Origin of the sequence: Lewinella sp. W8, from assembly GCF_004375085.3 — a bacterium.
Taxonomy (GTDB): Bacteria; Bacteroidota; Bacteroidia; order Chitinophagales; family Saprospiraceae; genus Neolewinella.
The window spans coordinates 452,234-471,363 of sequence record NZ_SNAQ03000001.1; the positions used below are offsets into that span (position 1 = coordinate 452,234).

Annotated in this window: 16 protein-coding genes; 8 read left to right on the forward strand and 8 right to left on the reverse strand. The window is 57.8% G+C overall.

Annotation, left to right across the window (positions count from 1 at the left end):
* The first annotated feature begins 148 nt into the window (after nucleotides 1-148).
* Nucleotides 149-811 carry a toxin-antitoxin system YwqK family antitoxin gene (locus tag E1J53_RS01860; protein ID WP_134270278.1) on the forward strand — a complete coding sequence of 221 codons (663 nt, stop codon included), beginning with the start codon at nucleotides 149-151 and terminating at the stop codon, nucleotides 809-811.
* 71 nt (nucleotides 812-882) lie between these two features.
* Nucleotides 883-1,932, forward strand: coding sequence for a type IX secretion system protein PorQ (gene porQ, locus E1J53_RS01865; RefSeq protein WP_134270279.1), 1,050 nt, complete (start codon nucleotides 883-885; stop codon nucleotides 1,930-1,932).
* A gap of 43 nt (nucleotides 1,933-1,975) precedes the next feature.
* Here the strand turns inward: porQ and E1J53_RS01870 are convergent, their stop codons facing one another.
* A complete protein-coding gene (locus E1J53_RS01870; protein ID WP_134270280.1) occupies nucleotides 1,976-4,978 on the reverse strand; it encodes an FAD-binding and (Fe-S)-binding domain-containing protein in 3,003 nt (1,000 codons plus the stop codon).
* Between the two features lie 307 nt (nucleotides 4,979-5,285).
* Here E1J53_RS01870 and E1J53_RS01875 point away from each other — a divergent pair, with 307 nt between their 5' ends.
* The 3 genes from E1J53_RS01875 (at nucleotide 5,286) to E1J53_RS01885 (ending at nucleotide 7,720) form a co-directional block, all read left to right on the forward strand.
* Nucleotides 5,286-5,876 (forward strand): hypothetical protein, encoded by a 591-nt coding sequence (locus E1J53_RS01875; protein WP_134270281.1) that lies wholly within the window; start codon nucleotides 5,286-5,288, stop codon nucleotides 5,874-5,876.
* A 3-nt stretch (nucleotides 5,877-5,879) separates the two neighbouring features.
* Nucleotides 5,880-6,458: a DUF3109 family protein gene (locus E1J53_RS01880; protein WP_134270282.1), complete on the forward strand. Its 579-nt coding sequence runs from the start codon at nucleotides 5,880-5,882 to the stop codon at nucleotides 6,456-6,458.
* Between the two features lie 353 nt (nucleotides 6,459-6,811).
* Nucleotides 6,812-7,720, forward strand: a complete 909-nt coding sequence (locus tag E1J53_RS01885; RefSeq protein WP_134270283.1) for a bile acid:sodium symporter family protein — start codon at nucleotides 6,812-6,814, stop codon at nucleotides 7,718-7,720.
* On the opposite strand, the gene E1J53_RS01890 is transcribed toward E1J53_RS01885, so the two are convergent.
* The 5 genes from E1J53_RS01890 to E1J53_RS01910 form a co-directional block, all read right to left on the reverse strand.
* Nucleotides 7,707-10,460, reverse strand: a complete 2,754-nt coding sequence (locus tag E1J53_RS01890; protein ID WP_134270284.1) for a gliding motility-associated C-terminal domain-containing protein — start codon at nucleotides 10,458-10,460, stop codon at nucleotides 7,707-7,709. The two genes, E1J53_RS01885 and E1J53_RS01890, sit on opposite strands and share 14 nt — an antisense overlap.
* A gap of 330 nt (nucleotides 10,461-10,790) precedes the next feature.
* Entirely contained in the window at nucleotides 10,791-11,087 is a 297-nt protein-coding gene (locus E1J53_RS01895) for an SCP2 sterol-binding domain-containing protein (protein WP_134270285.1), read from the reverse strand.
* Between the two features lie 243 nt (nucleotides 11,088-11,330).
* Nucleotides 11,331-13,949 (reverse strand): alanine--tRNA ligase, encoded by a 2,619-nt coding sequence (alaS, locus tag E1J53_RS01900; protein WP_134270286.1) that lies wholly within the window; start codon nucleotides 13,947-13,949, stop codon nucleotides 11,331-11,333.
* A 217-nt stretch (nucleotides 13,950-14,166) separates the two neighbouring features.
* Nucleotides 14,167-14,736, reverse strand: coding sequence for a transposase (locus E1J53_RS01905; RefSeq protein ID WP_134270287.1), 570 nt, complete (start codon nucleotides 14,734-14,736; stop codon nucleotides 14,167-14,169).
* 155 nt (nucleotides 14,737-14,891) lie between these two features.
* A complete protein-coding gene (locus tag E1J53_RS01910; protein WP_134270288.1) occupies nucleotides 14,892-15,284 on the reverse strand; it encodes a transmembrane 220 family protein in 393 nt (130 codons plus the stop codon).
* A 60-nt stretch (nucleotides 15,285-15,344) separates the two neighbouring features.
* On the opposite strand from E1J53_RS01910, the gene E1J53_RS01915 reads away from it, so the two are divergent.
* Both E1J53_RS01915 and E1J53_RS01920 read left to right on the forward strand, forming a co-directional pair.
* Nucleotides 15,345-16,259: an aldo/keto reductase family oxidoreductase gene (locus tag E1J53_RS01915; RefSeq protein WP_134270289.1), complete on the forward strand. Its 915-nt coding sequence runs from the start codon at nucleotides 15,345-15,347 to the stop codon at nucleotides 16,257-16,259.
* A 46-nt stretch (nucleotides 16,260-16,305) separates the two neighbouring features.
* Nucleotides 16,306-16,824 (forward strand): gamma carbonic anhydrase family protein, encoded by a 519-nt coding sequence (locus tag E1J53_RS01920; RefSeq protein ID WP_134270290.1) that lies wholly within the window; start codon nucleotides 16,306-16,308, stop codon nucleotides 16,822-16,824.
* On the opposite strand, the gene E1J53_RS01925 is transcribed toward E1J53_RS01920, so the two are convergent.
* Nucleotides 16,821-17,468, reverse strand: coding sequence for a 4'-phosphopantetheinyl transferase superfamily protein (locus tag E1J53_RS01925; RefSeq protein ID WP_134270291.1), 648 nt, complete (start codon nucleotides 17,466-17,468; stop codon nucleotides 16,821-16,823). The genes E1J53_RS01920 and E1J53_RS01925 overlap by 4 nt on opposite strands.
* A gap of 150 nt (nucleotides 17,469-17,618) precedes the next feature.
* A complete protein-coding gene (locus tag E1J53_RS01930; RefSeq protein ID WP_134270292.1) occupies nucleotides 17,619-17,801 on the reverse strand; it encodes a hypothetical protein in 183 nt (60 codons plus the stop codon).
* A gap of 76 nt (nucleotides 17,802-17,877) precedes the next feature.
* On the opposite strand from E1J53_RS01930, the gene E1J53_RS01935 reads away from it, so the two are divergent.
* Nucleotides 17,878-18,768 (forward strand): WD40 repeat domain-containing protein, encoded by an 891-nt coding sequence (locus E1J53_RS01935; protein ID WP_134270293.1) that lies wholly within the window; start codon nucleotides 17,878-17,880, stop codon nucleotides 18,766-18,768.
* Nucleotides 18,769-19,130: the final 362 nt, after the last annotated feature.

The following is a 19,130-nucleotide window of genomic DNA, read 5'->3' on the forward strand; positions in this document are numbered from 1 at the left end:
ATTTGGCCTTTTTTGGCGCTGGTTGCGTTGGAACTATCCTCATGTAGCGCTGCTAGACTTCGGTATTCCCGCCTTACCAGCACTCAAAAAATGCTCAAATCCGGTCAGAAATCCAAAATCCAAACCAGCTCTTAGGTAAAAGTAACCAATGTACCGTAGCCTTCTCCCCATTCTCGGCCTGTTAACGCTTATTTATGCCTGCGGCAACGGACTGGAGGAAAAAGAAACCGTAGATGCTCTCGGCTTTAAAACCGTAAGTCAAATCGATCCCGAAACGGGGATGCAGCAGGGCGTGAGCCGACAGTATGACCCCCAGGGCAACCTGGTGGCCGAAGAGCACTACCTGGATAACGAACTGAACGGAAAGCGGTTGTTGTTCTCCCCGGAGGGTAACCTCCTGGTGGAGGAAAATTACGAGCGGGGAGAATTCGCGGGTCCCTATTCCCTCTTTGACGAGACGGGACAGCTCAGCATGAAGGGAGAGTACGTCGATGGTAAAATGTCGGGGGCATGGACATCCTACTACCCCAACGGCACCGTCAGGGAAGTGGTAACCTTTGCCGATAACAACGAAAATGGTCCCTTCCGCGAATGGTACGAAAACGGGCAACCCAAGGCCAGCGGTGCCTATCTGGACGGTGACAAGGAGCACGGCACCCTGCACCTCTACGCGGAGGACGGGCAGTTGCGCCGGGTAATGGAATGTGACCGGGGATTGTGCAAGACCACCTGGGAACCCGGTAACGGTGAAGAGCCGCCGGCGGGAGCCGATATGATCCAGCCACCGGCGCTCAGCGAGAACAGTAAATAGCGGTAATTCCCCGACAACAAGGCCACATTCGAAGACGGTCAGGGATCCTTATGGCGTACCTTGCCCTTCGTATGCGTCATCTAACGATTCTTCTGGTTCTTATTTCTGCCGGGCTCTCGGCCCAGGTAGGGGGTATTTCGGTGTATGAGTTTCTCAACCTGCCCAACTCCGCCACGGTAGCGGCGATGGGGGGGCACCACATTGCCCTCATGGACGATGACCTCAGCCTGGCGGCGCGTAATCCCAGCCTGCTTAACGAGCGCATGCATCAGCGGGCGGCCATCAGTCACGCTTTTCATCCGGCCGGCATCAGCAACAGCTACCTGGGCTACGGCCACCACCACGATCGGTTGGGGCTGACCTTTCAGGGCGGACTTCAATTCACCAATTACGGGGGCGATCTGGTCCGCCGCGACCCCACGGGACAGGCACAGGGAACCTTCTCGGCCTCCGATTTTGCCCTGACGGTAGGGGCGGCCCGCCAGTTCGAGGGCCGACTCTCCGTGGGCGCTAACCTGAAGCTGATCTCCTCCCAGCTGGCGGGCTACGGCAGTTTTGGTATCGGGGCGGACCTGGCCGTCCACTACGTGGATACCTCCGGGCTCTTCGGCATCAGTTTGCTGGCCAGGAATGCCGGTCGGCAACTGGGCCAGTACGACGCCACTACGGGGCGGGAACCGATGCCCTTCGAGCTCCAGCTGGGCATCAACAAGGAACTGCGCTACCTGCCGTTCCGGTTCTCCCTGATCTATCGCTACCTGGATCGCTGGAACATCCTCTTCGATGATCCGGAGGGAGAGAATAACTCCCTGTTCCTGGCCTTCGGGGAGGAAGAAACCACCCGCGGAGCGGGAGCGATTTTCCTGGATAACCTGGCCCGACACCTGGTCTTCAACGGGGAACTCCTCATCGGTAAATCCCGGAATTTACGGCTCCGGTTCGGCTACAACCACGGCATGCAGCGGGAGCTGCGGTTGCGGGATTTTCGGAGCGGCGCGGGCTACAGTTTCGGCTTCGCCTTCCGGACCAAACGTTTCTCAATCGCCTATGGGCGCACAACCTACCACATCGGGGGTGGGGTGAATCAACTTGGCCTGGACTTCTCCTTCGCGAAACGCTAGCGTTGCCCCCGGGATCGACTGTGCACCCGCGGTCACGCCCATATTAAGCTTCTTCCCAACTGCTCAGCAGGGCTTCCGCGGGGTGAAGGGCCCGGCGGTGCAGGAAATCTTTAATTTGATGCCGACAACTGGTGCCCGCAGCAACAATCAGGGTGTCTTCTGGGCGCGAGCGCAGGTGCCGGAGCAGGGACTGTTCGGCAATGTCCCGGGAAAGCGCGAAGTGTTCCGCCTCGTAACCAAATGATCCCGCCATGCCGCAGCATCCGCTGTCCAGTAGCTCTACGGCAAAATTCGGGGGCAGGGCCAGGGCCGTGGCGCAGCGTTCGGCCCGCCCCAGGGCTTTTTCGTGGCAGTGAACGTGCAGCACCAGCCGGGCGGTTTTGGGACCGAAGTCTTCCGGCCGCAGGAGACCGCCGGACAATTCACGGTGCAAAAATTCATCGAAGGTAAACACCCCTTGACCCAGGATCGTGGCCCGTTCCGCGGCTTCACCCCGGAGCAGTTTAGGGTACTCGTCCCGAAACCCGAGGATGGCTGACGGCTCGATCCCGACCAGGGGAGCGGAAGGGGAAACTAGCGGACCGAAAAGCGCCACATTCCTTTCCGCCAGGTCCCGGGCTTCTTCCAGGAAGCCCTTACTCAGCTGGGCGCGGCCGCTGGCCACGTGGGCGGGCCACCGCACCGCATAACCGAGCTTGCGTAAAAGCGTGATCACGGCCTTGCCGGGGGCGACGTCCTGGTAATTGGAAAATTCATCCCCGAAGAGAAACACGGTCTTTTGATCGTCCGAAATCGGTCCCGGATCGGTGCGTTCAAACCACGCCCGCAGGGATTCTTCGGGGAAGGCGGGGAGGCTCCGGTCGGGGGCAATGCCCACTAGCCGCTTCATGAGCGGCCCCAGAATGTTTAGCCCCGTATTGGCCAATCGGGGCCACTTCCCGCCCCATCGATAAAGCTGTTCGTTGGCGGCCACCAGGCGACTCCGCAGGGAATGTCCGCGCTGGCGGGCCAGTTGGTACTGGTATTCGGCCTTCAGGGCGGTCATGTTCACCGTACTCGGGCATTCGCTGGTGCAGGCCTTGCAACTGAGGCAGAGGTCCATGGCTTCCGCCAGGGCGGGGTGGGCGAAGGGATTGTCGTGCTGGTTCTGGGTGAGGATTTCCCGCAGGGCATTGGCCCGGCCCCGGGTGCTGTCGCGTTCGGAGCGGGTGGCCCGGTAACTGGGGCACATCGCGCCGCCGCTGATTTTCCGGCAATCTCCCGAACCATTACACTTTTCCGCGGCGGCCAACAGGCCGCCCTCTTCGCCGAAGTCCAGCAGGGTAGGGTAGTCCGGTGACGGAAGGTCGGGGGCATACCGGAGGCTTTCGTTCATGGGGGGCGCCTCCACAATTTTTCCCGGGTTGAAGATGCCCTCCGGATCCCAGGCGCGCTTCAGGCTGACGAGCATTTGGTATACTTCATCCCCCAGCTGATCACGGAGGAACGCGGCCCTTACCCGCCCGTCGCCGTGTTCGCCGCTGAGGCTCCCGCGGTACTTTTTTACCAGTTTGGCCACGTCGCGGGTAATCTCGTAGAATTGGCGCTGCCCTTCACTGGTTTTCAAGTTCAGCACGGGCCGCAGGTGAAGTTCTCCGGCTCCGGCGTGGGCGTAGTAGACCGGGTGTTGGTCGTATAGCCGCATGAGTTGGTCAAACTCCCGGATGTAATCGGCCAGATCGGGCAGGGCCACGGCGGTATCTTCGATGCAGGCCACGGCCTTGGCGTCGCCGACCATATTGCCCAATATTCCCAGTCCGGCCGCCCGGAGCGCCCACACCTTCTGAGAGGCCGCAGCACCCACCAGGATGGGGGCCGCGTAGGGAGCTTCCAGGCCTTCCTGCTGACCGAGAAAATCGACAAGGTCACTGGCCAATTGCCGGGCGGCGGGGTTATCCTCCGCTCGAAACTCCACCAGCAACAACGCCCGGGGATCATCGCGGACGAAGGCGGCATTCTGCGCCTGGTCCGGGTTCTTTTTGGCCAACTGGAGAATGGTGTCATCCATGAGTTCGCACAGAAAGGGCCGTTGCGTCATGGTGCCCTGGGTGGCGCGCATGGCGGCGTCAATGGTATTGAAATGCAGGGCCACGACGGCGGTTCCTTCCGGGGGGAGGGGAAGAATGCGCACCTTCAGTTGGGTGGTGAAGGCCAGGGTGCCTTCCGATCCGGCCAGGAGGGTACAGAGGTTGAAGGGCGGGCCATCCGGGGTGAAGGGCTGCTGTTCGGCCAGAAGGTCCAGCGCGTAGCCGGTGTTGCGTCGTTGTACTTCCCGCTTCGGGAAGGCGCCCCTGATGAGTTCCCGGTTTTCTTCCGTGCCCAGTAGCTTGCCCAGGTTACGGTAGATGGCAGTGATCCGGGAGGAATCTTCGTTGGGGATGGTCGTGAAGGAAGTCTCCGCTCCGGATAACGGCTGTTTTGCAGATTCCTGCATTTTGGCCAGCGTAATGTCCTGGTCTTCGGCACGGAATTCGTGGAGGCTGCCATCGCTCAACACCACCCGGGCGGCAAGGGTGTGGTCGCGGGTACTCCCAACGGTAATGCTGGTGCTGCCACAGCTGTTGTTCCCGAACATTCCCCCCAGGGTGCAGCGATTGGCCGTGCTGGTGTTTGGCCCAAACCAAAATCCCAAGGGAGCCAGGGCAGCGTTGAGCTGGTCGCGGATTACCCCCGGTTCCACGATGGCGTACCCCTCCTCGTGATTGATCTCGATGATTTTGTTGAGGTACTTACTGACGTCAACGATCAGTCCGGTGCCCACGGCCTGTCCGGCCAGACTAGTTCCGCCCGCCCGGGGAGTGATCGGGAGCTGGTGTTTACGGGCAAATTGCACACAGGCCACCACGTCTGCTTCACCCTTTGGAAAAGCTACCGCCCGGGGCATCTCCCGGTACACGCTGGCGTCCGTTGCGAAGAGGATACGGTGTAACTGATCCGTGCATAATTCTCCGCGTAGGGAGCGCGCGAGCTCAGGCCAGGGAATGGGAGTGGAGGAGGCATTGGGCATGGCCGAAAATTACGAACCCGATCAAACTTTCCACCCTTGACCTTTATCCGGACGCGGATTTCAGCAGAATGCGAGAAATGATGGGTTGGGATAAGCATTCCGCCCGGGAGTCTTTGTGCGCGTTTTGCCTTCAGCAGAAAGACCGGAAGTTTTGGGGGACGAAAAAGTAAAAATTATCCTCCGAATACGGATTTCTCGTGACGTAGGTTGGAGCGTGAGACCTAAGGGAATTTAAGTTGATTTTTAACGCATTAGGGGTAATGAAGGCCTTACCTTTGTACCCTTAATCGGGTCAAAACTTATTCTCTTGCGGATCATTATTGTTTTCCTGCTGCTTCTTTTTACTACCGGCCTATTCGGCCAGCGGGCAGACTGTTACCAGGAAGTGGCTCGCCGATTGGCGGATTACGGGAGATTGACCATGGAATGGAAAGTTGATTCCATCCTCGAATTTATTGATCCCCAGCTGTTTGATATCGTTCCCCGCTCGGTAATGCGTGACCAACTGGTCGGACTCAACGCAGACGGTAATATCGACGTACGCTTCCGCTCCTTTACGGTTGATGAAATAGGTGCTCTGGTAGACGATGGAGAAGTCGTCTACGTGCCGATTAATATTCACCATGAGATGGTCATCCGGCTCCTCAGCTCCGCCTATCAGTCGGAGGATACCCGCAGTCGGATGCAGCGAATGCTGGAAAAACGCCACGGGGTAAAAAGCGTCCGGTACGATACCGACCGAAATACCTTTTTCGTCCAGCAGCACAAACGTATGTTTGGTATTCGCAGGGGCGCAACGGCTCCCTGGTACTTCGTCGAGTATCAACCGGAGAACGTAGCCTTGTTGGACCTGCTGGTCCCTCCCCCCGTTCGGGAAAAACTGAACATCGAAGAATAGCGCATGTATTTGATCGGATCCATTTTCGTCAGTGAGGAAGTCGCGGACGAGCAATTTGCCTGTAACCTCACCGCCTGCAAGGGGGCCTGCTGTTGGGAGGGGGAGTTCGGTGCTCCCCTGGCGGACGAAGAGCTTGAGGACCTGAAGCGGGTATACCCGGAGGTGGCTCCCCTGATGACGGAAGCCGGAAGACGGGCCGTAGCGGAGCAGGGATTGTACACCCGAAATTCTGAAATGGGAGAATACGCTACCACCCTGGTTAACGGTGGGCCCTGTGCCTACATGATGCTAGACGAGGGCGGTGTAGCCCAGTGCACCATTGAGCGAGCCTACCGGGAGGGAAAGACCGATTGGAAAAAGCCCATCAGCTGTCACCTTTACCCCATCCGGGTGACGGAAAAGAAGGAAGCTAATTTCACGGCCCTCAACTACGATCGGTGGGATATCTGCTCAGCGGCCTGTACCAAAGGGCAAAAGGAAAAGATTCGGGTGTTTGAATTTGCCCGGGAAGCCCTGATTCGAAAGTACGGAAAAGACTGGTACGAAGAGCTGGCCGCTGCGGTGGACGCCAAAGCGGACTAGGACAACGCCATAACCGAATATTAAGCTGCCTGAATTTTCTGTTTTTCAACAGAAATATGACGAATTCCCAAGGTGGAATAATGCCTGAAAACGGACAGTTTTCCCGGTATTGTTATGACTTTTCTTTGTTTGACCAAAAAGAAAAAGACCGGTCGCGCAAAGCGCAGCCGGTCCAGAAATAAACACCTAAAACCCTATTAACTTCTTGAAAGCGAGTTAGTTATAATCGCTTAATATTTTCAAACACCCGGCGGGTGAAGTTGTTGTAATTTTGTCTGGACTACTGTTGTTAGTACCAGTTTCTACGCGAATTTAGTGTATATACCCGAATCACCAAAACATCCGGCTCAAAAATGATTGACTTACTAATCGGTGGAATACTGGGGTTAATCATGTTCAGCATCGGTTTAAGTCTGGAGCCGGAGCGTTTCCGCAGACTGTTCACCAATCCCCGGGTTTTGCTTCTCGGGCTCACCCTGCAATTGGTGATGTTACCCGGATTGGCCTTCCTCGTTTGTGTCCTGCTGGACCTGCCCCCCGACTTCGCTGCGGGGGTGATGGTTCTGGCGGCCTGTCCGGGCGGACTCACCAGCAACTTCATCAGTTACCTGCTGAAGGCCAATACCACGCTGGCCGTTAGTCTGACGATATGTAACACCAGTTTGTCCATGTTGACGATCCCCCTGATTGTCAACCTCGGACTCAACTACTTCGCTCCGGGAGAAGGAATCACCCAGTTACCCTTCATTCCCACGGCGGGACGCATTTTTTTACTGGTGCTGGTCCCCGTCGCCCTGGGCATGGTTTTTCGGTGGAAAAAGGAAAAACTGGCCTTGTTTCTTCAGCCCCGCTTGCGGTACGTCAACATATTCCTCCTGGGAATTCTGTTTGCGCTCAAGCTCTTTGCTCCCGCCAGTGCCGGTGGGAGTAACCTCCTGCTCCATGAAATATGGATCATCCTACCGGCGTCCATTCTGGTCAACTTCGGGGCTCTGATGATGGGACGAATAATGGGGCGCCTTTTCGGATTCGGCAGAAATGATCAGCTTACCCTGGGCGTAGAAGCCGGTATCCAGAACACCAGTCTGGCTTTCCTGATCACTTCCACCCTGCTCCAGAACGAGCAGATGCTCAAGCCGGCGCTGGTCTACGCAATGTTCACCTTCTTCACGGCACTCCTTTACGGACTGTGGTTGAAGCCCGGGATGTGGAAAGTGCTGAAGAACGAATGGAAGGTCCTGCGATTTTTTAGTTACCCGTAATGATTTCTACGTAACCACTGATGGGGTCCGGAGAAAGTGTGACGCCCTCTAATCGGCGTTCAAACACCTGACCGACGTAGTAGTAAGTGCCGTCACTCAACGGCTCGCCGTTGAGGTTGGTGCCATCCCAGTTGATCGAAGGATCTTCGGTTTCGAAGACCAGCTGCCCCCAGCGATTATAGAACTTGATGTCCACCCGTTCCACGAAGCAAAGCCCCCGGGGATTGAGTTGATCGTTTTGCCCGTCGTTGTTGGGAGTGAAGACGTTGGGGAGTTCGTAAATGGGGCAATTGGTGACACAAATTTCGTTGCTCCGATCACTTTCATTGCCGTTGTTGTCGAAGGCCGTTACGGTGTAGCAACCGATAATGCCGTTTTCGGGCGTATGCTCGAAAGTCAGAACGTCGGAAGACTGGATGGTGGCAATCAATTGTGCGGGATCGCCCACTACGGGGGTGAAGTACACCCGGTAGCCAGCTACGTCCATATCTCCACATTCGTCTATCGGAGCGGTCCAGGTGAGGGTATTGAAGAGGTTTTCATCATTCGTACAGTCTACGCCACGATCACAGACACTCTCTACGCTGAGTACCGGCGGACAGGGAGGCACGTTATCCGTAGGAATGACGCAAACTTCCTGGCTGCGGTTAAGCAGCGGTGAGGGAATGTCTTCGATATTGTAGGTTCCCACTGCCCGGATGAAGTAGCAGTATTCTTCCCCGTTGACTAGGCCTTCGTCCCGGAAATTCATCTCCGTCACGGTGGTGAGGCTATCGAAGGTACTGCTACCCGGCAGCTGGCGGAAGATGGCGTATTCGGTGTTCGTCCAGGGCACGGTCTCCGTCCAGCTGAGCACGGCCGCCTCGTCGGTTGGTGCACCGGATAGGAAAACGGAGGAGCCCGGCTGGCCCTCCCCGACGGGTTCGCTTTCGTTTTCCACGAAGAGCTCAATGCGGTAGGAATAAGCCTGGTCCACGGTGTTCAACCCACTGTCCAAAAAGCAGGTATCGACCGGCTCATCAAAAAAGGTAGTCGTAAAGCGGGCAATTTCCGCGAAGTCGCCGGGGTTCGTCGTCTGTCCGTCCGCCCGACTCAGGACGTACTCGTAAGGACCACTGTTGAGGATGGTGTCGAGGCTCGTCGCGTCGGGCAGAATCCAGCACACATCAATACTCCCGTTATTCTGGTCCGTATTGGATACGTCCACTTTGGTGAGCAGCGGGATGTCCCGCGCCAGCTGCACGCAGATCTCCTCCGACGGAATCGACTCTATTTCCTCAAAAATGAGCCCCAGGTTAGCGATCGGTCGGCCAAACAGGGCTACGACGCGGTAACAATAGGTGCGGCCCCGTTCGACGTCCTGATCAAGGTACACGTACCGACCTTCGGACATTTCCGTAGTCTCAATGTCCGTCAACTTGGTGTAGCCCCTGCCGGCCAGGCCGGTTTGGCAGGTGTCGGGAGGGAACGCGTTACTTCCCTCTCTTCGCCAGACGGTGAAGCCCAGGAAGGTGGGATCGTCTTCGTCTTCGCAGGTGTAGGGTTTGTCCCAGCTGAGGGTGATGAGGTCGTCCTCGGCCGTGGTCCTCAACCCTTCGGGGGGAGGCCCAACCACTTTGATCGAGACCGATCGCAGGGTGGCCAGTCCCCGGTCGGGAGCGAAGAAATCATCTTCCGCCCGGAACACTACGAAATAGGGTTGATTACTGATGTCTTCGCAGGTCGTTTGCCAGCGGAAGGTTTTGGTCACCGGATCGGTGAGCCAGATATCCTGATCGGGCGTGAAGGTGGCCCCGTTCTCCAGGTCAAAGGGCCGGCCACTGGCCTGCAACCGCACCCGCTGGTCCGTATCCGTAAGCGGAGCGGTAGCTACCACGTCAAACTCGATGAGTTCTCCGGCGACGACGCAGATTTCCTCCATTGGGATGTCCAGCTCCGGTGGGTCGTTGGAGCACTCCCGCACGAAAATCTGCATGTCCCGCACGACGGTATCCAGCGGGATACCGTTCCGGAAGCTCTTAATCAAAAAGGCCAGGTTGTATTCACCCGATACCGCCGGCGCATCCCAGGTGATTTGACCGGTCTGAGAGTTGATCGTTAGGCTGCCGGTGTTTCCACCGAAGAGGTTGGGGAGAATGTAGTTGCGGATGGGCACGCCGGGGGCGCGCTGGGGAACCGTGAATTCGAAGGCGAGGCTGTCACCGTCAACGTCAAAGGCTCCGGGGTTGTGGGTCCAGACGGAGCCGATACAGGCATCCTCAATGGGGATCTGCGAAAGCTCGGGACTGCTGTTACAACCGTTCAGCAGCGGATTGGCCAGAGTATACACCGTGTAAACGCTGAAGGGAATGTTCACCGACGACCCTCCGTCAATGTTGAGCACCTGCGCTACGCGGTTCTGGTCCTGAAAACTGATGAAGTAGGTGCCAAAACCCGAATAGCGGTGACAGGCCGGGTATTCATTGCGTTGGATACCGTTCCCCAGGTTGGTAATGCGCATCGCGTCCCGCTGCACGACTTCCGTCGTACCGTCTCCCCAGGAAATCAGCAGACTGTCGCGGTCAACGTCCGTCTGAATCGTTTCCGTGTAGGTGATGATCACGGCGCAGGCCGTCAGCTGATCGTTGATGTCCGTACAGTCCCCGGAGGATCGTACGATGATCTCCCCCGCCCGGTTGTGGGTGGCAAAAATGGTCAGCGGAAGCAGCAAAAAAAACAGGGAGAGGGTCAAAAAACGCATAAGCCAGGCGAATTGGGTTTGTGGGTACACTCTGGATGCACACTAACCCAATAACGCACAAAATTGGAAATTGCTTTTTCAGACTTGTCCGTAAGCAGGCAAAAGGGGGAAATTAGTCTGTTAGTCTGTTAGTCTGTTAGTCTGTTAGTCTGTTAGTCTGTTAGTCTGTTAGTCTGTTAGGGGAATACCCTGCCTTGTTCGTTAACGGGGGATGAGGGGTCAAGATCCTACTGATCGTGAAATCCTAAAACAATCCATCAAAATTTCTAAAGGACTAACGAACCAACAGACTAACAGACTAACAGACGAACGAACTAACGGTCCAACAGTCTATCCCAACAGGCTCTGCAGTTTCATCGCCAGTCCCATGTCTCCCTTGATTTTCACCTTGCCGCTCATCATGGCCATCATGGGGTTGAGGGCACCGGTGCGCAGTTTGTCGAGGGTGTCAATGCTGGTGATGACGACCGTGTCGGCTTCTTTGTCTTCGTTGGTGACTTGGGCTTCGTCCTCGGTCATGTCAATGTGAACGACGCCTTCATCGAGCTGAAGCTTAATGCTCTTACCCAGGTTGGGGGCATTCTTGGCGGCTTCGCGGGTTTTTTCGGTGAATTCAGCTAAGGTCATGGTGGAAAATTTTCCGCAAGGTAGCGAATTTTCGCTTTCGATGCTGGAGTAAATTGACCGCCCGTTCCTTGGGCCTGGCCTTCTATCACAATCCCGCCGAGGGATATTCCACGATAATTACGAGTCTTTGAAATGCTTCCGGATTGTTGACGTAAGTATTTGCGACGGAGCGCAGGTGCAGCGTAGCGGAATCCTCGCGCTCAGCCGAGGGAATGTGTTTGTGGAGGGAGGGCAGATTTATACCTACCCCAACGCCTCCTTCGCCTGCTGCAATGCAGCCGCAATCCCACCGGGATCCTTTCCTCCCGCCGTAGCGAAAAAGGGCTGGCCACCGCCACCACCTTTAATGTTCTTGGCCAGTTCGCGGATCATGGCACCTGCGTTCAGCGCCTTAGCTTCCGTCAGACCTTTGGAGATGGCCAAGGTCAGCAGGGCCTTGCCCTCGTTCTCGGAGCCGAGGAGCACGAAGGCATTTTCGTTCTCGCCGGTCAGCTGGAAGGCCAGCGTCTTGATGGCCGCGGCGTCGCTCAGGGGCACCTTGGCGGCCAGGAAGTTGATGCCGTTGACGTCCTCGAAGGCCTTTTCCAGATCGCCTTTGAGGTTGCTGGCCTGGGCGGCCTGTAGTTTCTCGAGCTCCTTTTTGAGGCTGCGGTTTTCGTCCTGTAGCTTCGCCACCGCCGCGATGGGATCGCTGCCCTTCACGAGGTCCTTGATGTCTTCCAGGGCGGCCAGGCGACCCCGGACGAACCACTCCGCCTTCAGGGCCGTGACGGCCTCGATCCGCCGGACGCCGGCGGCCAGGGAGCTCTCGCTGGTGATTTTAAACAGTCCCACCTCACCGGTGTGCTTCACGTGCGTACCCCCACACAGCTCCGTGCTGAAGTCGGGGTCGAAGGTGATGATGCGGACGCTGTCGCCGTACTTCTCCCCGAAGAGCATCATGGCCCCGGAGGCCTTGGCCTCCGCAATGGGTACGTCGCGGCGCTCGATCAGCGGGATGTTTTCGCGAATCTTGGCGTTGACCAGCAGTTCGATCTTTTCCAGCTCATCGTCAGTCGTCCGGTCGAAGTGGCTGTAGTCGAAGCGCAGTTTTTCCGGTCCGAGGTCTTGTCCTTTTTGTACCGCGTGGTCGCCGAGCACTTCCTGCAGCGCAGCGTGCAGGAGGTGGGCAGCCGTGTGGTTCTGACACGTCGCCTGACGCTCGGCCGCCTTCACTTTGGCGATGACGTCGGCTTCCGGCGTGGCCGGCAGCTTGTTGACGATGTGCACCGTCAGGTCATTCTCCTTGATGGTGTCGGTGACGTAAATGGTCTCGTCGCCCACCTGCAAAGTACCGGTGTCGCCGGCCTGTCCGCCACTTTCCCCGTAGAAGGGCGTGCGGTCCAGCACGACGTGGTATTGGGGCTTGTCCTTCACCTTCACGGTGCGGTATTTCGTGATGCGGGCACCGGCGTCGGAGAGGTAATCGTAGCCGATGAAGGTGCTGTCTTCGTCGCTGAGGACCGTCCAGTCACCCACCTCCTTGGCGGCGTCCTTGCGGGCGCGGGCCTTCTGTTCGGCCAGGGCGGCTTCGAAACCGGCTTCGTCCACCTGCAAACCCTGCTCGTCAGCGAGCAGCCGCGTCAGGTCAATGGGGAAACCGAAGGTGTCGTAGAGCTGGAAGGCGTCTTCACCGGTGATCACGCCGTCTTGGGGCTCCAGGTTCGCAAAGCGGGTCAGGCCGTTTTCGAGGGTGTTGAGGAAGGATTTTTCCTCACTCTCGATGATGCGCGTAATCTGCTGCTCCTGCTCCTTGAGTTCGGGGAAGGCATCGCCCATCTCCCGCACCAAAATGGGCATGAGCTTATTGATGAAGGGAGCCTTCTGGTCCAGAAAGCTGTAGGCGTAGCGGACGGCCCGCCGCAGGATGCGGCGCACCACGTAACCCGCTCCACCACTACCGGGGAGCTGTCCGTCGGCAATGGTAAAGGCTACCGAGCGCAGGTGGTCGGCAATGACGCGCATGGCCATGTCAGCCTTGGCGTCGGCGGCGTAGGAGCCGCCGTATTTCTTACCCGTCAGACGCTCAATCTCTCCCAGGATGGGGGTGAACACGTCGGTGTCGTAGGTGGCCGTCTTGCCCTGCATAATCATGCAGAGGCGCTCGAAGCCCATGCCCGTGTCGACGTGCTTTTCGGGCAGCGGCTCCAGGCCGCCGTCGGCCTTGCGGTTGAACTGGATGAATACGTTGTTCCAGATTTCCACCACCCCGGAGTCGTCGACGTTGACCAGGTCGCGGCCGGGTGTTTTGGCCCGTTCCTCGGCGCTGCGGGTGTCGAAGTGGATTTCGGTACAGGGACCGCAGGGACCGGTGTCCCCCATCTCCCAAAAGTTGTCCTTTTTGTTGCCCTCCAGGATGCGCTCGGCGGGCAGCACCTTGAGCCATTCGTTGTAGGCCTCGTCGTCGCGGGGGACGTTCTCGTCGGGAGCGCCCTCGAAGATGGTGGCGTAGAGGCATTCGGGGTCGAGGCCCATGGTCTTGGTCAGGAATTCCCAGCTCCAGGCGATGGCTTCGGGCTTAAAGTAGTCGCCGATGGACCAGTTGCCCAGCATCTCGAACATGGTGTGGTGGGTGCCGTCGCGGCCCACGTCTTCCAGGTCGTTGTGCTTACCGGAGACGCGCATACACTTCTGGGTGTCGGCGATGCGGCGGCGGTCGGGGGTCTTGTCGCCGAGAAAGAAATCCTTGAACTGGTTCATGCCCGCATTGGTGAACATCAGGGTGGGGTCATCCTTGTTCACGATGGGTGCGGAGGGAACGATCTTGTGGTCTTTATCCCGGAAAAAGTCGAGGAAAGCCTGGCGGATCTGGGCAGCAGTCATGGGTACGATTGTAATCTGTTGGCGATTGGGCCGATTAGGGGCGCAAAGATACAATACCGGAGGGGGAGGAAAAAGGTGCAGCGGAGGGGAATGAAAATGGCCGGAGGTTTATGCGACGAGCAGTTTTGCAACGGCGTGCAGGTGCCGGGGTGGTGGGGAACAAGCCGGGTTCATCGGATGTCTCCTGAGCGTGGTGCAGGGGATACGGAGGTCGGAATCATCCGAAGGATCGGTCTTCGCGCCAATTTTCTACGTTATGGGTGATGTATTGGGCGATGCGGAAATAGGCGTTGCTGTCCCGAATGATAACGTCGTGGAACCGGGCCTGCCAGGCGAAATCGTGTCCGCCGCGGCGGACCTCCCGGGTAACGGCCGATTTGTAGGATCCCACCACGGCCGAAAGGGTGTTTTTCCCGGGATTGCGAAATCGGCGTTGGGCGGGGGTGGAATTTTTTGTTTTACCCGGTGATTTTTCCCGCGCGGGATGTAGAGACAGGGCATGCCCTGTCTCTACGTTGGCGTCGCCCAATATTTTTGACGGTGGTGAAACGTCGGCGTCGCCCAATATTCTTGATGGTGGTCGAACGTCCCCGTCGCCGGGCATTTCCGATGGTTGATCAACGTTGGCGCCTGCCGGCAATCCCTCCTGGGGGGAGGATTGTTTGATCAAAATTCCGTGCACATGGTTGGGCATCACCACGAATTCCCCCAACCGCCAATCGGGAAAATGGTCGGGAATTTCCGTCCATATCCTCGCCGCAATAACCCCCGGCGGGGTGGGCGTCATTTTTGCCCCAGATATTTTTCCCAAATAATGGTGCATCCCTTTGGTGCACATCGTCACGAAATAGGCGGCATCCCACCCGTAATCCCACCACCGGGCCCGGGTTGACGCAATCCGGTATCGGTTTTGGTATTTCGTAGAGCCAATGTCCACGGCCGCTAGGCATTTTTCTGCACCTGCGCGCCGCCGCCCTGCTGCCGCTTCCACGCCCAATAGGTATAATACGCCAGCGTCCCCCAGCACAGCAGGAGGCCAAAAAACTCCCGCGTCAGTTCGATGTGTGGTTCTTCGGTTTTCATTTCCGTGGCGATGTTGGGGGTGCCGTCCTGCAACCACTGGATGAAATCGGGCACGTAGGTGCACCACCAGACGAACAGCGCCAGCGCCGGCAGGCCCGCCACGATGGGCCGCAGGCCACCCGAATAGGCGCGCACGGCCACGAAGGCCACAATGCCGTAGGCGGCGACCCACTTGTTCCAGTCCGGGTCGTTCAGCTGCCAGTAGGCGCATAGGACAAATAGGGCGGCCACGAGGAGGTGGAGATACTTCATACTGAAATTGGCTTGGCGGAAAATGGGGCCGGTTGCCGGCTTTGTCGTAAACTTACGGCCATGAAGGTAAAACAGGTGAACATTGCCCCAAATGGGCCCAAATTGTCCCAACTCGTAGCCGGAACCATGACCTGGGGAGAGTGGGGCGTGGACTACAGTCCCGAACAAATGGCCATGATGATTGAGCATTGTGTAGAACTGGGAATCACCACCTTCGACCACGCAGATATCTACGGCCACTACAGCACCGAAGCAACCTTCGGCGAGGCTCTGGCTCACATCGGTGGGGATATCCGCGACCGGATTCAACTGGTCACCAAATGCGGCATCCGGCTAAAATCCCACCGCCGCCCCCAAAACCGGCTGAAGAGTTACGACACCTCCAAAGAGTACATCATCCGCAGCGCGGAACAGAGCCTGACCAACCTGCAAACGGATCACCTGGACCTCTTCCTCATCCACCGCCCCGACCCCCTGATGGATCCCCAGGAGGTGGCTGCGGCCTTCGCGCACCTCAAGGAAGCGGGTAAGGTCCTGCACTTCGGGGTGAGCAACTTTACGCCCACGCAGTACGAGATGCTGTCCCAATGCACGGAGCTGGTCACCAACCAGGTGGAGTGCAACCCCCTGCACACGGATCCCCTCTTTGACGGCACTTTCGATCAGATGATCAACACCGACTGCCGCCCCATGATCTGGAGCCCCCTCGGCGGCGCCAAGTACTTCAAGGGAGAAGGTACTTCCGTGCTCCGGGTGCGGGACGTGGCCAAGTCACTCTCCAGTAAGTACGGTAACGTCGGTGAGGACATCATCCTGCTGGCCTGGCTACTGCGGCACCCGGCGGGATGTATTCCCGTTCTGGGCACCACCAAAAAGGACCGGATTCGCGACGCACGCCTCGCCCTGAAAACCGACCTCGACCGACAGGACTGGTTCGCCCTGCTGGAAGCAGCCCAAGGCAAGGAAGTCGCCTAACCACTCACCAATACTCGGCACCGTTTAGCCAATTTAATGTACCGCCATGGCCCTGATTGTACCCGTAAGAGGATTTACCCCCGAATGGGGCGAGAACTGTTTTCTCGCCGAAAACGCTACCCTCATCGGAGAAGTGAAACTCGGCGACGACTGCTCGGTATGGTTCACCGCGGTGGTCCGCGGAGACGTCAACGCCATCACCACCGGCGACCGGGTGAACATCCAGGACGGCGTTGTCATCCACGGTACCTTCGAGCGGGCCGCCACGACGATCGGCAATGACGTCAGCATCGGCCACCGGGCCATTATTCACGGCTGCACGCTGCACGACAGCGTATTGGTGGGGATGGGGGCCATCATCATGGACAATGCCGTCGTGGAATCCAACGTCATCATTGGCGCCGGAGCGGTGGTGCCCGCCAATATGCGCTGCGAAGCCAACTCCATCTACGCCGGCATTCCCGCCCGCAAGATCAAAGACCTCGACCCCGCCCAACGGGCGGACACCATCGAACGAATCGCCCGGGCATATCCGAAATACGCCTCCTGGTTCGGTGAGTCCTAAAGGGTAATTTCCACGCAGGCCACCATCACGAAATCGGGGTTAATCTGATAGGTAAGGTCAAAGACCATCTCCGCATTACCTTTGCGCAACATGGCCGTTGCCCGACTGTTGTCGGGGCTGAAGTCTTCCAGGTTCACGGTCAGGTGTTCCTTGAAGTCCAGTTTTCGCCGTCCAAAGGCCTTATACATAGCCTCTTTAGCGGACCAGATGAGGTGCAGTTGCACCAGTTCGTGCCGATCCTTCAGTTGCGACCGCTCGGCGGTATTGACGAACTTGTCGGCCAGCTTCACGATGCGAGGGACGATACGTTGCACGTCAATGCCGCAGGGGTTGGGGTGGGCAATGGCCGCCGCATAGTCAACGGTATGGCTGATGGAGACGTGAAAAATGGAGTCCACCAGGTGAGGCTTGCCCGAATCATCCTTGATCAGCTCCCCCCGTTCCGGCCGACCGCTCATGTGGTGCAGCAAGAGCCGGGCGGCAAGAAATTCTCTTCGACGTCCTTCCCCCTTGATTTGCTCCAGTGCCACCAGCTCGGCTTCGAAGAGTGGCGTGCGTTCGCGGAGCAAGGCCTCTGATTCAAGAATGTGCCAGAGCCCCCATTCACCGGGGGGATGCAGCGTTTCGTGGAGCAGAAGGGGCAAAGTAGAAGTTTTGTGTTCGCAGGATAACCGTTGCCCGGACGTCGGGCGGCGCGAAAGATAAGCAACCGACGGGCGAAAGCCACATCCGCCTTCAACTCTCCAACCAGTGGGAATTGCTCACGCTACGGGAACAATACCCCGACGCACCACTCAGGAAAAGGTTTCCAGCTCCGCCAGCCGTTCGGCAAAAACGCGGGTGTCAATGTAGTAGAAGGTCACGCCCAGGGTGACGAGGGTGGTTCCTCCGCCCACCAGGGCTTGCCACAGGGGAGTCCACTGGGGGAGCCAGTAACCGAGGAGGAGAAAGCACAGAGCGAGAAGGCCAAACTTCATATTCAGGTATGTAGTATATTTAAAAACTTCATAGCGACGATATACAACTACGGTTTGTCTTAGATGTTCGCACGGTATGCTAAAACGGGTTAGTGAACGCAGCGGTCACCTGGCCGCCGTCTATGATTTACGGGCCGCACCGGATGGTTTTTATTCCGCTGCCGCCGACGGCTACCTGGTGCACTGGCACCAGGACGACGTGGATTTCGGCCGGGTAGTGGCGAAAGTAGACGGCGGCAAATTTCTGTGCATGGACGTACTGGAAGACGGCGGCCTGGTGGCGGGAGCACTGGACGGTGGATTGCACTGGTTGTATCCCGGCGATGAAGAGCGCAACCGCCATTTAGCGCATCACCGGCAGGGAATTTTTGCCCTGCTCCGGTTGGAGGATGACCTGTTTGCGGTAGGAGGAGACGGAGTCCTGAGTCGGTGGTCCGTTCGGGCGAGAAGCTGCCGCGAAAGTCTTCCACTCAGCGCAAACTCCCTTCGCTGCCTTGCGCATGATCCCGTCGGCGATCGACTCGCCTTCGGAGCCAGTGACGGAAACATCTACCTGTTGGACCGCAAGGATTTACGCCTCCTGGCGCGGGAAAAAGCCAACCAGCCTTCGGTATTTACCCTGGCGTTTACCGCCGACGGGCAGCGACTGATTTCGGGCGGACGGGATGCACAACTCATAGAATGGGACGTATCGGAAGCTTCCCTTAGGCACCTGCGAACCGTGCCGGCCCACCTGTCCACCATCAATAAACTGGCCCTCGATCCTTCCGGTCAGTACCTGGCTACGGCCAGCCGCGACAAAACCATCAAACTCTGGCGGGCGGCGGACCTCGCCCTGCTCAAGGTGGCCGAGGTCGTCCGGGACCGGGGACACGTCAACTCCGTCAACACCCTCCTGTGGAAGGACGAGCAAACGCTTTTGACGTCCGGTGATGACCGCCGGGTACTGGAATGGAGAGTAGGGTAGGTATTGGTCTTATACAGGGCAAGTCTGCAGGTGCAAGGTTAACGGGTAGGGCCGTGCTCAGAGAACAACCGGTTAGCCTATCCCGGGGAAAACGCCTATCAGGTTCAAATCCTAAGAGAACATCTTCCAGTATTCAATTTCTCTTTACGCAATTTGGCATGAACGACCGGACTGCGGTAGGTAAGCACTCCGATTTTTCATAACGATAGCATCGTTTCACAAAGTTACTTTTACCGGAAGCGGGAACTCCCTCATCGGCTGAAAAATGAGAAGCCTACGCTGCTGCCTAGAGCAAGCTTGGCCCGAAAGATGCTCGGCTCCGGGAATGGCTCGGCGTGGAACGCCTCGACCAGTTTGGGGTG